The sequence below is a fragment of the Cellulosimicrobium composti genome (genome assembly GCF_010287905.1).
GTDB lineage: Bacteria > Actinomycetota > Actinomycetes > Actinomycetales > Cellulomonadaceae > Cellulosimicrobium > Cellulosimicrobium composti.
On the sequence record NZ_JAAFAN010000005.1, the window covers coordinates 65,288 to 80,035 of the forward strand.

Genomic DNA, 14,748 nt, shown 5'->3' on the forward strand with positions numbered 1-14,748 from the left:
GTGGGACGCTCGCCTCGTGCCGCAGAACACGACCCAGGGAACCGGTGCGAGCGTCGCCGTCCCGGCGGGCGTGCCCGAGCCCCAGGCGGTGCTGGGCGGCCTGACCGAGTCGGCGGTGTTCCTCGTCGTGTCCGCGTCGGGCGTGCCCGGGTCGCGCGCCCGGCTGCTCGACGTCGCGTCGTCCGTGAACGACCTCGTGCGCGCGGTCGGCTTCCGCCAGGCCGCGGCGGGCCTGACGTGCGTCGTCGGCCTCGGGTCGTCGTTCTGGGACGCGGTCCGCCCGCCGGGCGCACCGCGGCCCGAGGGGCTGCACCCGTTCCGTGCGGTGCACGGCGCGGTGCACGACGCCCCGTCGACCCCGGGCGACGTCCTGTTCCACGTGCGCGCCGACCGGGCGGACCTGACGTTCGAGCTCACGCGCCAGCTCATGGCGGCGCTCGGCGACGCGGTGCGCGTCGAGGACCACGTCACGGGGTTCCGGTACTTCGACTCCCGCGACCTGCTCGGGTTCGTCGACGGGACGGAGAACCCCACGGGCCGGGCCGCCGTGGGCGCCGCGATCATCCCGGACGGCCCGTTCGCCGGGGGCAGCCACGTCGTGGTGCAGAAGTACGTGCACGACCTCGCGGCGTGGGGCGCGCTGCCCGTCGAGGCGCAGGAGCGCGTCATCGGGCGCACGAAGCTCGACGACGTCGAGCTGCCCGACGACGTGCAGCCCCCGGACTCGCACGTCTCGCTCAACACGATCGTCGAGGAGGACGGCACCGAGCGGGACGTGCTGCGCGACAACATGGCGTTCGGCGACCCCGCCGCGGGCGTGCTCGGCACGTACTACATCGCGTACGCGGCCGACGTGGGCGTCGTCGAGCGCATGCTCGACCGCATGTTCGTCGGCAGCCCGCCCGGCCGCTACGACCGCATCCTCGACGTGTCGACGCCCCTGACGGGCACGTCGTTCTTCGTCCCGTCGCTCGACCTGCTCGAGTCGCTCGCCGCCGACGCCCCGGACGCGCTCGACGCGGCCGACCCCGGCCCCCCGCCGGCCGACGCGACGCCCCCGCCCGCCGCCGCACCCACCGCCTCACCCGCCACCGCACCCGCCACCGCCGCGCCCGTCGGGTCGCTCGCGATCGGGTCGCTGAGAGGAGAACCGTCGTGAGCGTCACGGAACCGGACCCGGGCTCGGTCGCCCCCACGAGCGGCGCGGGTGCGCCCGGCGACTCGACGCTGCACCGCTGGCTCGCGCCCGTCACGGACGCCGCGTGGGCCGAGATCGCCGACGAGGCGCGGCGCACGTTCGTGCGCAACGTCGCGGGGCGGCGCGTCGTCGACGTGACGGGGCCGCTCGGCTTCGGCACCGCCGCGGCCCGCACGGGCCACGTCACCGACGTCGAGGCGCCCCACGACGGCATCCGCGCGCGCCTGCGCGGCGTCGTCCCGCTCGTCGAGCTCCAGGTGCCGTTCACCCTCTCGCGCCAGGCGGTCGACGACGTCGCGCGCGGCTCGAAGGACTCGGACTGGCAGCCGGTCAAGGACGCCGCGACGGCGCTCGCCCGCGCCGAGGACCGCGCCGTGTTCGAGGGGTACGCCGCCGCCGGGATCACCGGCATCGGGCCCGGGTCGGACAACCCGCCGGTCGCCGTCCCGAGCGACCCGCGCGACCTGCCCGACGCCGTCGCCGCCGCGCAGACCGAGCTGCGCCTCGCGGGCGTCGAGGGCCCGTACGCGCTCGTGCTCGACGCCGACCTGTACACGGCCGTGTCCGAGACGCGCGACCACGGCTACCCGATCCGCGAGCAGCTCGAGCGCATGGTGCAGCGCGACATCGTCTGGGCGCCCGCCCTGCGCGGCGGCTACCTGCTCACCACGCGCGGCGGGGACCACGAGCTGACGATCGGACAGGACGTGTCGATCGGGTACCTCGACCACACCGCCGACGAGGTCCGCCTCTACCTGCTCGCGTCGCTCACCTTCCAGACGTACACCGCCGAGGCGTCCGTCCACCTCACGCGCTGACCCGCAGTGCCGGTCAGCCCGCGAGGACGACGGCGGGCGCGGCGAGCACGAGCAGCACGACGCACACGCCGGCCACCGCCATCGACAGCGCGAACGGCGCGCGGCTGCGCGGGCGTGCGACGCCGCTCCCCCCGGCCGCGACGGCGAGCACGACGGCGACCGCCCCCAGCGCCCAGCCCGTCGCCCCGGGCGGGCCCGGCGGCGCGAGCACGACGAGCACCGACGCCGCGCCGAGCAGCACGGGCGCGAGGACCGTGCTCGCCCGGCGGCCGAGGCGGTGCGGCAGTCCCCGCACCCCCGTAGCCGCGTCGTCCTCGAGGTCCGGCAGCGTGTTCGCGACGTGCGCACCGACGCCGAGCAGCGCGGCCGCCGCGACCGCCCACGGCGCGGGCCGCCCGCCGCCGGGCGCCGCGAGCACGACGAACACCGCGAGGAGCCCGAACGACAGCGCGTACGGCGCCCACGACCACCACGTCGCCTTGAGCACCGCGTTGTACGACCACGCGCTCGCGACCGCGACGACGTGCACGGCCCCCGGCACGACGCCCGTCGCGAACGACAGCACCACGCACGCCCCGAGGGCGACGAACGCCGCGGCCCGCAGCACCCCGGGCGTCACGAGGCCCGCCACGACCGGCTTGTCCGCGCGCCCGACAGCGAGGTCGCGGCGCGCGTCGAGCCAGTCGTTGCACCACCCGACCGAGAGCTGGCCGGCGAGCACGGCGAGGGCGACGAGCGTCGTCGTGCGCGCCCCGGCCCCGATGCCGGCGCTCAGCGCGAGCGCGAACGCGGTGACCATCACCGTGGGCGGGAAGTGGCTCGCGACGACGAGGGCCCGCACGAGCCCGCCCGGGCGACCGGTCACCATGGGCGCAACCTAGCCCGACCGGGCGCCGCGCGCCCGCCTACCGGCGCGACCCGCCGCACCCCGCGCGGGCGGGCCGGGCCGGTGCGACGATGCGGGCATGTCGCGAGTCGTCGCCGTCGGGACCTCGCTTCCCGAGCACGCGTACCGTCAGGACGAGATCTCCCGGGTCACGAGCGAGCTGCTCACGGACGACCCGGTGCGCCGCGCGCTCACGCGCCGCCTGCACGCACACGCGGGCGTCGAGACCCGTCACCTCGCCCTGCCCCTCGCCGACTACGGCGGGCTGTCGTTCGGGTCCGCCAACGACGCGTTCCTCGCCCACGGCACCGACCTCGCCGAGCGCGCGTGCCGCGCCGCGCTGGACGACGCCGGGCTGCGCGCCGACGAGGTGGACCACGTCGTCCTGACGACCGTCACCGGGGTGGGCGCGCCCACGCTCGACGTGCTCCTGGCCGCCCGGCTCGGGCTGCGCGCCGACGTGCGGCGCACGCCCTCGTTCGGGTGGGGGTGCGCGGGCGGCGCGGCCGGGCTCGCGCGCGCCGACGACCTGCTGCGCGGGCGACCGCGCGACGTCGCGCTCCTCGTCGCGGTCGAGCTGTGCTCCCTCACGCTGCAGCGCGGCGACCCGTCCACGGCGAACCTCGTCGCGTCCGGCCTGTTCGGCGACGGCGCCGCCGCCGCCGTCCTCGTGGGCGACGAGCACCGCCTCGCGCGGCGCCCCGGCGCGTACGGCGCGCCGCGCCGCCGCCCCGGCGCCCGCGTCGTCGGGTCGCGCTCCCACCTGCACCCCGGCACCACGGGCGACCTGGGCTGGCGCGTCGGCGACACCGGGTTCGAGATCGTGCTGTCCGCGCGCCTGCCGGAGCTCATCGGCGCGCACCTGCTGGGCGACGTCAAGGCGCTGCTCGCCGAGCACGACCTCGAACCGGCCGACGTCGGGGCGTGGGTCGTGCACGCGGGCGGCCCTCGCGTCCTCGACGCGGTGCGTGACGCGCTCGGCCTCGACGACGACGACCTCGCGACCAGCCGGGACGCCCTGCGCACGACCGGCAACCTGTCGTCGGCGTCCGTGCTGCACGTGCTCGCCGCGACGCTCGCGCGCACCGACGCCCCGCCCGGCGTCCCCGCGGTCCTCATGGCGTTCGGCCCGGGCGTGAGCACCGAGCTCGTGCTGCTGCGCCTCGACGGCCGCGCGCCCGGGAGCGCACCCTCGGCGCGGCAGGGGGCACGGGCATGAGCCTCGCGTGGTACGTCGCGCTCGTCGGCGCGACGGCGCTCGAACGGGTCGCCGAGCTCGTCGTCTCGGCCCGCAACGCGCGCTGGTCGTTCGCGCGCGGCGGCGTCGAGTCCGGGCGCGGGCACTTCCCCGCCATGGTCGCCCTGCACACGGGCCTGCTCCTCGCGTGCGTCGCCGAGGCGTGGCTCGCCGACCGCCCGTTCCTGCCGTGGCTCGGGTGGCCCATGCTCGTCCTCGTGCTCGCGAGCCAGGGCCTGCGCTGGTGGTGCATCGCGACGCTCGGTCCGCGCTGGAACACGCGCGTCATCGTCGTGCCCGGCCTGCCGCTCGTGGCGCGCGGGCCGTACCGGTGGCTGCGCCACCCCAACTACGTCGCCGTCGTCGTCGAGGGGTTCGCCCTGCCGCTCGTGCACTCGTGCTGGGTGACGGCGATCGCGTTCACCGTGCTCAACGCCGTCCTGCTGGCCCGGTTCCGCATCCCCGCCGAGGAGCGCGCCCTCACGCTCGCGACCACCGCGGACCGCCCCGGCGCCGACGCACCCGGAGCGGGCACGCCGTGACCCGCACGCGCACCGACGTGCTCGTCGTCGGGGGCGGGCCCGTCGGGCTCGCCGCCGCGCTGCACGCGCGCCGCGCCGGGCACGACGTCGTCGTCGTCGACCGCCGCGCGGGCGTCATCGACAAGGCGTGCGGCGAGGGCCTGCTGCCCGGCGCGCTCGCCGCCGTCCTCGACCTGGGCGTCGACCCGCCCGGGCACCCGCTCGCCGGCATCAGCTACCGCGACGCCACGCGCCACGCCGACCACCCGTTCGCCGCGGGACCGGGCCGGGGCGTGCGGCGCACCGCGCTGCACGCGGCGCTGCGCGAGCGCGCGCTCGCCGAGGGCGTGGTCGTCGAGCACGCGACGCTGCGCACGCTCACGCAGGACGCCCGCGGCGTCGACGTCACGCTCGACCCGCACGACGACGCGACCCCGGACCAGGGCGACGGGACGCGCGTCGTGCGGGCCGACTGGGTCCTGGGGTGCGACGGGCTGCACTCGACCGTGCGGCGCCTCGCCGGTCTCGACGCCCCCGCGCGCGGCCGCGCCCGGTTCGGGCTGCGCACTCACTACCGCGTCGCGCCCTGGACCGACCTCGTCGAGGTGCACTGGGCGCCGCACGCCGAGGCGTACGTGACGCCGGTCGCGCCCGATGTCGTCGGCGTCGCCGTCCTCACCCACCGCGACGCGTCGCGCAACGCGGGGCGCGACGCACGGGCCGGCCTCGACGCGTTCCCAGGGCTCGCCGACCGCGTGCGGGACGTGCCCGTCCTCGGGCGCGTGCGCGGCGCCGGGCCGCTGCGCCAGCGCGCCCGGCGCCGCACCGCCGGGCGCGTACGGCTCGTCGGCGACGCGTCGGGGTACGTCGACGCGCTCACGGGCGAGGGCGTGCGCGTCGGGCTCGCGCAGGCGCAGGCCGCGGTGCGCCACCTCGACGACGCGGCGGCGTACGAGCGCGCGTGGGCGCGCGCCACGCGCGACTACCGCGTGCTCACCGCAGGGCTCCTGGCCTGGGCGGGCAGCCCCGCGCGCCGCGCGATCGTGCCCGCCGCGAGCGCCGCGCCGTGGCTGTACGGGGCGGTCGTCGAGCGCCTGGCGCGGTGATCGACCTCCGCACCCGACGACGCGGGCGGGGTGTGGGCGCGGACCGCTACGGTGCGGCGCATGACCTCGCTGGACCTGCACGTCGTCCCCGACCGATTCCTGCTCGCCCACGTCCCGGGCGCCACGTTCCCGGAGGACGATGAGTGGGTCGCCCTCGTGCGCGCGCCCGAGGGGCTGACGGTGGTGCGGCACGCGTCGCCGTTCGACGAGGCCGAGCGGTGGGCGGGGTTCTACGGGTCCGCGCACGGGCTGGAGACGACGGGGGTGCTCGCGTCCGTCGTCGGGCCGCTCGCCGAGGCCGGGGTGCCGGTGTTCGTCGCGTCCACGTTCCACGCGGACCTGGTGCTCGTCCCGGAGGGGCGGCTCGAGGCTGCGACGCGCGCGCTGCGCGACGCCGGGCACGCGGTCGCCGGCGCGCGCTGAGGTCCCTGAGGTCCGCGCGGCGCGAGACGCTCGGTCGGGTCGGCGGCGGGCGCCGGGACCCCGACGTCGCTCAGCCGCGCACGGCGGCCGCGGCGGCGTCGAGCAGGGGGCGGGCGCGCTCGCGCGTGAGGAACGCGAGCAGTGCGTCCTTGTCGCCGACGCGCACGGGCTCGGCGACCTCGAACCCGAGCGTGCGCATGCGGGCGTGGGCGCGGTCGTTCGCCGTGTCGGGCTCGACGACGACCCGGTCGGCGCGCGGGTCGTCGAGGCAGAACCCGACGACGAGCGGGCCGAGCGCGTCCCACAGGCGCGACCCGCGCGGGCCGCGACCGCCGAGGAGGAAGTGCGCGCCGACGTCGCCCGGCCGCACGGCGTAGGCGTCGGCGACGGGGTCGTGCGCGGGCTCGTACGTCTGCAGGAGCGCGACGGGATCCGCGTCCCACCGCACGAGGAACACGTGGTGCGTGGGCAGCGACCCGACGTGCGCATAGAGGTCGCGCAGCTCGGACCGCGTCAGTCCGCCGAGGCCCCAGAACCGTGCCGACGGCCGGGCCACCCACGCGTGCAGCACGTCGAGGTCGGCCTCCGGGTCGAGGACGCGCAGCGTGAGCTCGCCGCCGTCGGGCGCGGCGTGCGTGCGCAGGAGCTCGCCGGGCGCGCCCGTGCGCAGGGGGCTTTCCCCCGGGCCGGGCAGGCCGCGCGCCGGGTCGGGGGCGCGCGTGGTGGGCGCGGTCATCGGGTCTCCTCCGGGGTGAGCAGGGTCCAGTCGGTCACGACGGGCACGGTCGCGGCAGCCGCCCACGCGGGGAGCTGGTCGGCGAAGTGCGGCGAGCGCGGGTCGCCGCTCGCGCCGAACGGGACGCCCCAGCGGCTCGCGTCCCGGTCGGCGAGGTCCCACACCCACCGCGCGACCGACCCGCGCACGCACGTGTCGGTCGTGCCGGGCGCGCTCGCGGTGCAGCGCACGGTGTCGGTGTCGCCGCCGAGCGGCACGGCCGGCACGCGCGGCGCGGGCGCGCCCGGGACGTCGAGGAGCACGTGCAGTCCGAGCACGCGGTGCGTGTCGCCCCACGTCGGCGCCGGTCCCGTGCGGCCGTCGTCGGCGTGGGCCACCTCGGCCAGCGCGGCCCACGCCTCGGCGGGGCCGTCGATCCCGAGCCGCGCCGCGCCGAGCAGCGCGGGCAGGGCGTCGGCGACGCGCCCCGGGACGGACAGTCACGGCGCGAACACCTCGTCGAGGCCGTGCGGCGCGTGCAGGGGTGCGAGCGCCGGGTGCGCCGCGACCCGGCGCACGAGGGCCGACCTCCATGCGGCGAACAGCGCCGCGTCGGTGCTGCCCGCGTCCATGCGCCGGTCCCACGCGCGCAGCCGGGCCGCGGCCCGCACGGTGGCGCCGCGGCGGACGTTCGCCGGGCCGCCCTCGCGCGGGTCGTCGTCGAGCCATCGCAGCAGGTCGTCCGCGCCGCCGAGCAGCGTGTCCGCGTGCACGCGTGCCTGGTCGGCGGCTGTCGCGGCGCCGTCCGCCGCGTACGCGGCGCCGTCCGCCGGGCTCCCCGCCCGGCCGCCCGCGGCGGGTCCGGTCGCGTCGAGCAGGGCGCGGACGCGGCGCGCGCGGTGCGGGGGCGCGTAGGTGTGGCCGAGGTCGGTGCCGGGTCGCTCGGGGCGCTCGTTCGCGTCGACCGCGACGTCGTGCACGACGACGGGAGGGGGCAGCGCGACCCATGGACGAACGCGCCCGGCGTCCGTCCAGCCCGGCAGCGGCAGGGCCCGTTCGGCGCGGTCCCGGCGCGGCACGCGCCCCGCGGTGACCGACAGCACCTCGTGGCGGTCCGCCGCGAGGACGCAGTCGACCGGGTCCACCCAGGTCGCGAAGGCGTCGGTGACGTCGCGCGCCGAGCGGGCGTGCAGCAGCCGCCGCCACACCGCGACGCCGAGGTCGGCGTCCACGCGCGCGGGCAGGCGCACCGCGAACGTCCGGTCGGGCTCGTCGGGCCCTCCCGTGACGACGACGCCGCGCGCCGTCTCGACCGTCTCGACCCGGTGCTCGACCGGGCCGCCGGCCGCGCGCACGCGCACGGTCGCGACGACGACGTCGGCGCGCTCCGGCCCGTCCGGGCCCTGGGCCTCGACACCGCCGTCGGGGGTGCGGCGCAGGCGCTCCGCGACGACGTCCACGTGGTGCGCCATCGCGTTCGTCACGCCCCACGCCGCGGCACCCGCGTGCCCGAAGTGCGGCACGCCCGGCACGCCGGGGAACGCGAGACCGACGACGTCGTACGCGTCGCACGCGAGGCGCACCTGCTGGTAGACGCCCGGCAGCTCGAGCAGGCGGTGCGGGTCCCCCGCGAGCAGCGGCGCCCCGCTACGGGTCCGGGTGCCCGCGAGCGCCCACGCGTTCGACCCCGAGCCGGGGCCGCCGTCGACGGCGAGCAGGTCGAGCACGTCGGTGACCGGCACGTCGGGCCGCGACCGTGCGACGGCGGACCCGAGCGTGCGCGCGACGTGGTCGCGCCACAGCACGTGCGGGAAGCCGGAGAACAGGACGTGCGCGACGAGGAAGACGCCGAGGGGCGCCCACACGGGCCAGGGCTCGTGCGGCGGCAGGTCGCCCCCGCCGGGCCACGCGGGGTCGGCGAGGGCGTGCATCTCGGGCACGTCGCGCCCGCGTCCCAGGCCCTCGGTGACGCCCGCGGTGTAGGCGTCGACCCAGGCGCGGTCGTCGTCCGCGAGCGCCGCGTAGGCGCGGCGCGCGGTGTCGGCGAGGCGGACGCGGTGGGCGAACCGGTCCCAGGCGAGGCCCGGTTCGCCGATCCGCTCGGCGAGGCGCCCCTCGGCGCGCCACCGGTCGACCTCGATCTGCCACCCGCGGTCGAGCGCGGTGACGTACCCCTGGCCGCGCGCGAGCGCGAGCTCGTCGGCGGCGCGCACGTGCGGCACGCCCCACGCGTCGCGGTGCACGGCGAACCCGCCCGGCGGGACGGGGGTGGGCGCGCGCACGTCAGTCGCCCCGGCCCGCGGGGTTGGCGAGCGTGCCCGCGTACAGCAGGGACGCGGACTGGTCGGCGAGGTCGACCATCTGGAGCGTGTTGCGCAGCTGGAGCCGGTTGAGGCACGAGTGCGCGAACCGGGGCGCGCGCAGGTCGACGCCGCCGCGCAGGTCCGGGTGGTCCGCGCGGTGGGCGTCGAGGCACTCCGTGACGAGGCGCCAGAACCGGTCCTCGGGCAGCACGCCGTCGGAGGCGAGGATCGCGGCGAGGTGGCGCAGCACGCCGTCGTACACGTCGGTGAAGATCGCGAGCGCCTTCTCGTCGTCGTCGACGACGGCGCGCACCCGCTCGACGCCGGGCGGGAGCGGGGCGTCGCCGAGGACGGCGACCTCCTCGCCGACGTCCTTCATGATCGCGCGGACCACGACGTGGTCGCGGAGCACGAGGACGAGGTTCTCGCCGTGCGGCATGAACGCGAGGTCGTGCGCGAGGAGGGCGTGCGCGAGCGGACGCAGGTAGGCGTCGAGGTAGGCGCGCACCCAGTCGGCGGGGTCGAGCCCGGAGGCGCGCACGAGCGCGGTCGCGTGCGCGGCGCCGTCGGGGTCGCGGTGCAAGAGCGAGGCCATGGTCGCGAGGCGCTCCCCGGGCGCGATGCGCGGCACGGGGCTCTCGCGCCACAGCGCGGCGAGCATCTTGCGGTGTGCCGACGGGGTCGCGGTGCGGTGGTAGACGTCGCCGGTGTACCCGACGGAGGCGAGCTCGCGCAGCACGGTGAAGCCGCGGCCGCCGAGCTCGGGGTCGGCGGCGACGAGGTCGGCGACCCAGTCGTTGATCGCGGGCGTGTCGCGCATGTACGCGGGCGACAGCCCGCGGAGGAACCCCATGTTCTGGATCGCGAGCGCGACCTTGACGTAGTGGCGGCCCGGGCGGGTGAGGTTGAACAGCGTGCGGATCGACTGCTGCGGCTGGTACTCGTCGGCACCCTGGCCGACCGGGACGAGGTCGCCGCGCGCGACGTCGGCCGCGAACGTGATGGGCACGCGGTGCTCCCACTGCCACGGGTGCACGGGCAGGTAGAGGTAGTCGGCCGGGTCGAGGCCGCGCGCGGCGAGCCGGTCCGCGAACGCGGCGCGCTCGTCGTCGGAGAGCTCGGCGCCGTAGTGCGTCGCCTCGTCGAGACCGGCGCCGAGCGCGAGGTGGGTGTGCGCGCGCCGCGCGGCGAGCCACACGAGCCGCACGCGGCCGCCGTTCTCGGGCGCGTACGCGCGGTACTCGGTGAGGCCGAACCCGAGGCGCCCGTTGTTCGCGACGAACGCGGGGTGCCCCTCCGTCATGGCGGCCTCGACCTGCTGGAAGGACGCGTCGAGGAGGTCGGTCGCGCTCGGGCCGCCGGTGCGCTCGTACCGCTCGAGCTTCGCGGTCGCGCTCGCGAGCGTCGAGGAGACCTCCTCGAGGTACGTGGCGAGCAGGTCGTCGGGGATGCGCAGGTCCGGCTGGAGCTCGACGACGAGGTCGAGCGCGTCGACCGGCAGGCCGCGTGGTGCGCCTGCCCGCCCGGACGACCCCGGGGCCAGCCCGGTGCGCCGGATCGACGCCTCGTCGAGCACCCAGTGCTCGAGCGCGTACCGCCGCGCCACGAACCGGTACTCCACCGAGCCGCCAGCCACGGGCAGCACGTACTCGCCCCGCCCGTTCGGCTCGTCGGGCCGGGTGACGGCACGCGGCGCGAGCAGCCGCTCGTGCGTGAGCTCCGCGATCGTCTTCGCGACGAGGTGGCGGTGCGCGCGCTCGGCGAGGTCGGGGCGCAGGTGCGGCGCGAGGTCGACGCCGTCGCCCAGCGGGCTCGCGTCGAGGTCGGCGCGCGTCGCGACGGCGAGGTGCGCCGTCTTGCCCGGCAGCGCGACCTCGCGCAGCACGCGGAACCCGGCCGCGGCGTTCTTCGCCGCGACCGCCGTGTTGCGCACGTCGGGCTCGACGACGACGCGCCGCGCCCCGCGCCCGGCCGGGTCGAGGCAGAACCGCACGACGGCGCCCATGACCGCGGACGTGAAGCCGCGGCGCGCCGGGCCGTCCGGGGGCGCGACGAGCAGGTGCATCCCGACGTCACCCGGCTCGAGCAGCGCCGCCGCGGCCGGGACGTCGGCGAGCGCGACGCGCGCCGGGTCGTACGTCTCGACGAGGAACGCGGGCGCGCCGTCGACCCGGCCGAGCCACGCGTCCTGGTGCGGGTCGGACCCGACCCCCGCGAGGTAGGCGCGCACGCCGTCGGCGTCGAGGTGGCCCAGCTGCCAGTACGCGGAGCGCGGGTGGGCGAGCCAGCCCTGCACGAGCGCGGCGTCGCGCGCCGGGTCGACGGCCTCGAAGGAGACGTCCGCGCGCCCGGCGCCGAGCCGGACCCGCACCGCGAACTCTGCGGTCGAGACCGGGACGGTCGTCGTGGCGGTCATCGGGCCTCCCCTCCCGCGCGCTCGCCCGCGGGCACGGGCGCCGGGCGGGTCGCCGCGTCGTCGGGCAGCCCGAACGTCTGGAACGCGATGCGCTCCTCCACCGGGTACACCTCGCGGCCCGTGATCGTGCGCAGCACGACGGAGTTGCGCCACGCGGCGAACCCGAGGTCCGGCGCCGTGACCCCGTGCGTGTGCTCCTCGCCGTTGAGCACGTGCACGCGCCGCGCGTCGTCCACCGTGTAGTCGCGCGCGACGTCGAGCCGGCCGAGCTCGTCGAAGCGCAGGAGGTGACGCACCGGGTCGAGGAACGCGGGGACCGACGCCGCGTACCCCGTCGCGACGACGAGCGCGCGCGTGCGGCGCTCGACCTCGCGCCCGAGCTGCGCGTGGCGCAGGCGCAGCACGTACTCCCCCGCGTCCCCGGCCTCGCCCGGCTCGTACCGGGCCGCGACGACCTCGGTGTCCGTGAGGAGCGTCGTCGGCACCGGCCGGTCGAGGCTCAGGCGGTACAGCGCGTCGTAGATCTCGTCCACGAGGTCGCCGCTGATCCCCTTGTACAGGCCGCGCTGCTCGCGCCCGAGGAGCTGGCGCAGCTCGAGCGGCAGGCCGTGGAAGTGGTCGGTGTACTCCGGCGACGTCATCTCCAGCGTGAGCTTCGTGTACTCCATGGGGAAGAACCGCGGCGAGCGCGTCACCCAGTCGAGCCGGTACCCGGGCCGGTCGTCGTCGCCGTGCACGCCGTCCAGCAGGTCGCGGTACACCTCCGCGGCCGACTGCCCGCTGCCGACGACCGTCACGGACCCGGAGGCGGCGAGCGCGTCGCGGTGCGGCACGTACTGCGCGCTGTGCACGAGCGGCCCGGCACCCCGGTGCTCGCCGCGCGCGGCCTCGTCCGCGAGCGCCCGCAGCGCGGGCGGCAGCACCGGCGCGGTGCCGACGCCGAGCACGAGGTGGCGGCCCCGGTGCTCCTCGGTGCCCGTCACGGTGCCGTCGGCGGCGAGCACCTCGGCCCGCACGACGAACGCGTCGGCGGCCGGGTCGTGCTCGACGGCGACGACGCGCCGCGACCAGCGCAGCGAGCCCAGGCGGGCCACGACCCAGCGGCAGTACGCGTCGTACTCGGCGCGCAGCGGGTAGAAGGACTCGCGGATGTAGAACGGGTACAGCCGGCCCGTGGCCTTGAGGAACGCGAGGAACGAGTACGGCGACGTCGGGTCCGCCATCGTCACGAGGTCGGCGAGGAACGGGACCTGGATCGTCGCGCCCTCGATCATCATGCCGGGGTGCCAGCGGAACTCGGGGGCCGCGTCGAGGAACACGGCGTCGACGTCGTCGAGCGGCGCGGACAGCGCGGCGAGGCCGAGGTTGAACGGCCCGATCCCGACGCCGACGACGTCGCGCACGTGCTCCGGGTCGTGGGGCGCCGGGGCGGGGCCGCCCGTCGTGGGAGCGGTCGCGGTCATCGGGTCACCGCCCCGGCGGTCGCGAGGGACGCCACGAGGTCCGCGGCGTGCGTCGCGACGTCGTCGTCGTGGAGGAGCTCGTCGCGCTCGACGAGGGCCTGCGCGGTCGTGCGCACGAGGTCGAGCACGCGGCGCACGTTCGCGAGCGTGACGGCCGGGTTGAGCAGCGTGAGCTTGAGGCAGGGCACGCCGTCGAGCACGGTCCTGGCCACGACCGCGCGCCCGGACTCGAACAGCACGCGCCGCACGAGCGGGACGAGCCGGTCCGCGCGCTCGGGCGCGAGGCCCGGCGGCTCGTACCGGAACAGGACCGTCGACAGGTCCGTGCGGGCCAGGACGCGCAGGTCCGGGTCGTCCGCGAGGTCGGCGTGGACGGCCGCGGCGAGGTCGCACACGGCGTCGACGAGGCGCCCGACGCCGTCGGGGCCGAGCGCGCGCAGCGTCGCCCAGACCTTGAGCGCGTCGAAGCGGCGCGTCGTCTGCAGCGACACGTCGACCTGGTTGGGCTCAGCGTTCTCGCGCGGGTTGAGGTAGTCCGCGTGGTGGGCGGCGCGCTCGAGGTCGGCGCGCTCGCGCACGAGGAGGGCGCTCGCGGACACGGGCTGGAAGAACGCCTTGTGGTAGTCGACGGTGACGGAGCGGGAGCGCTCGATCCCGTCGAGCAGGTGCCGGCGCGTGGGCGACACGAGCAGGCCGCAGCCGTACGCCGCGTCGACGTGCAGCCACACGTCCGTCGCGTCGCACACGTCCGCGACCGCCGCGAGGGGGTCCACGCAGCCGCGGTCCGTGGTGCCCGCGGTCGCGACGACCGCCATGACCACGTCGCCGGCCGCGCGCACCGCGCCGACCGCTGCCGCGAGCGCCGCGGGGTCGAGGCGGCCGTCGGCGTCCGCCCCGACGTGGACCACGGCGTCGTCGGCCAGGCCGAGCAGCAGGGCCGAGCGGGCCACGCTGAAGTGGCTCGACGCGGCCGCGAGGACGCGCAGGCGGGGCAGCACGGCGGCCCGCCCGGGTCCGCCCGCGCGGGCCGCGCGCTCGACGGCGCGCTCCCGGGCGAGGAAGAGCGCGTGCAGGTTGGACTGGGTGCCGCCCGACGTGAGGACGCCGTCGCCCGCGGCGTACCCGACGCGGCGCGCGGTCCACGCGACGACGCGCCGCTCCATGAGCGTCGCGACCGTCGACTGGTCGTACGTGTCGACGGACGTGTTGACGGCCGCGAGCATCGCCTCGGCACCCACGGCCGGGAGCGCGACCGGGCAGTTGAGGTGCGCCGCGTAGGCGCGGTCGTGGAACCACACCGCGTGGGTCGCGTACAGGTCGCCCGACTCGCGCAGCGCCGCGTCCGTCCCGACGCCGGGCGCGTCGAGGTCGACGGCGTCGACGAGCTCCGCGAGGTGCGCGCGGCTCGCGCCCGACCAGGGTTGGCGCACGGCCCCGAGCCGCGCCGCGACGTCGTCCACCACGGCGTGCACGGCGCTCGCGTAGGCGTCCGCGGTCGCGCTCGTGAGGAGCGCCTCGACGGGCGGGGCGGCGGTCGGGCGGGCGGTCGCGGGCGCGACGGGGCGTGCTGAGAGCATGACGAAGGCTCCAGGGACGGGGAGAGGACCGCCGCAGAGCGCGACGGGGCAGACCTGAGGTTTGCCTCACCTAACCTAGCGGAGA

At 77.6% G+C, this 14,748-nt stretch carries 11 protein-coding genes and 1 pseudogene; 6 read left to right on the plus strand and 6 right to left on the minus strand.

From position 1 onward, the window contains the following. Nucleotides 1-16: 16 nt before the first annotated feature. Nucleotides 17-1,159 carry a Dyp-type peroxidase gene (locus GYH36_RS02435; protein ID WP_312028473.1) on the plus strand — a complete coding sequence of 381 codons (1,143 nt, stop codon included), beginning with the start codon at nt 17-19 and terminating at the stop codon, nt 1,157-1,159. Beyond that, nucleotides 1,156-2,016 (plus strand): family 1 encapsulin nanocompartment shell protein, encoded by an 861-nt coding sequence (locus GYH36_RS02440; protein WP_024839715.1) that lies wholly within the window; start codon nt 1,156-1,158, stop codon nt 2,014-2,016. The genes GYH36_RS02435 and GYH36_RS02440 overlap by 4 nt, the downstream gene beginning before the upstream one ends. 13 nt (nt 2,017-2,029) lie before the next feature. On the opposite strand, the gene GYH36_RS02445 is transcribed toward GYH36_RS02440, so the two are convergent. Next, a complete protein-coding gene (locus GYH36_RS02445) occupies nt 2,030-2,884 on the minus strand; it encodes a UbiA family prenyltransferase (RefSeq protein WP_162288998.1) in 855 nt (284 codons plus the stop codon). A 97-nt stretch (nt 2,885-2,981) separates the two neighbouring features. Here GYH36_RS02445 and GYH36_RS02450 point away from each other — a divergent pair, with 97 nt between their 5' ends. The 4 genes from GYH36_RS02450 to GYH36_RS02465 are packed head-to-tail and all read left to right on the plus strand — an operon-like array spanning nt 2,982 to nt 6,189. Further along, a complete protein-coding gene (locus GYH36_RS02450; protein WP_162288999.1) occupies nt 2,982-4,121 on the plus strand; it encodes a type III polyketide synthase in 1,140 nt (379 codons plus the stop codon). Further along, nucleotides 4,118-4,681: an isoprenylcysteine carboxyl methyltransferase family protein gene (locus GYH36_RS02455; RefSeq protein WP_162289000.1), complete on the plus strand. Its 564-nt coding sequence runs from the start codon at nt 4,118-4,120 to the stop codon at nt 4,679-4,681. The genes GYH36_RS02450 and GYH36_RS02455 overlap by 4 nt, the downstream gene beginning before the upstream one ends. Beyond that, nucleotides 4,678-5,766, plus strand: coding sequence for an NAD(P)/FAD-dependent oxidoreductase (locus GYH36_RS02460; protein ID WP_162289001.1), 1,089 nt, complete (start codon nt 4,678-4,680; stop codon nt 5,764-5,766). Before GYH36_RS02455 ends, GYH36_RS02460 begins: the two co-directional genes overlap by 4 nt. A 60-nt stretch (nt 5,767-5,826) precedes the next feature. Beyond that, nucleotides 5,827-6,189 (plus strand): ACT domain-containing protein, encoded by a 363-nt coding sequence (locus GYH36_RS02465; RefSeq protein WP_024839720.1) that lies wholly within the window; start codon nt 5,827-5,829, stop codon nt 6,187-6,189. 70 nt (nt 6,190-6,259) lie between these two features. On the opposite strand, the gene GYH36_RS02470 is transcribed toward GYH36_RS02465, so the two are convergent. From GYH36_RS02470 to GYH36_RS02490, 5 genes and pseudogenes are all read right to left on the minus strand, one after another. Beyond that, nucleotides 6,260-6,925 (minus strand): GNAT family N-acetyltransferase, encoded by a 666-nt coding sequence (locus tag GYH36_RS02470; protein WP_162289002.1) that lies wholly within the window; start codon nt 6,923-6,925, stop codon nt 6,260-6,262. Further along, a pseudogene (locus tag GYH36_RS02475) lies at nt 6,922-9,186 on the minus strand (penicillin acylase family protein). Before GYH36_RS02475 ends, GYH36_RS02470 begins: the two are co-directional and overlap by 4 nt. Nucleotide 9,187: 1 nt before the next feature. Next, nucleotides 9,188-11,623, minus strand: a complete 2,436-nt coding sequence (locus GYH36_RS02480; protein ID WP_162289003.1) for a GNAT family N-acetyltransferase — start codon at nt 11,621-11,623, stop codon at nt 9,188-9,190. Further along, entirely contained in the window at nt 11,620-13,086 is a 1,467-nt protein-coding gene (locus tag GYH36_RS02485) for a lysine N(6)-hydroxylase/L-ornithine N(5)-oxygenase family protein (protein ID WP_162289004.1), read from the minus strand. The genes GYH36_RS02480 and GYH36_RS02485 overlap by 4 nt, the downstream gene beginning before the upstream one ends. Then, nucleotides 13,083-14,663 carry a pyridoxal phosphate-dependent decarboxylase family protein gene (locus GYH36_RS02490; RefSeq protein ID WP_162289005.1) on the minus strand — a complete coding sequence of 527 codons (1,581 nt, stop codon included), beginning with the start codon at nt 14,661-14,663 and terminating at the stop codon, nt 13,083-13,085. The genes GYH36_RS02485 and GYH36_RS02490 overlap by 4 nt, the downstream gene beginning before the upstream one ends. Between the last annotated feature and the right edge of the window lie 85 nt (nt 14,664-14,748).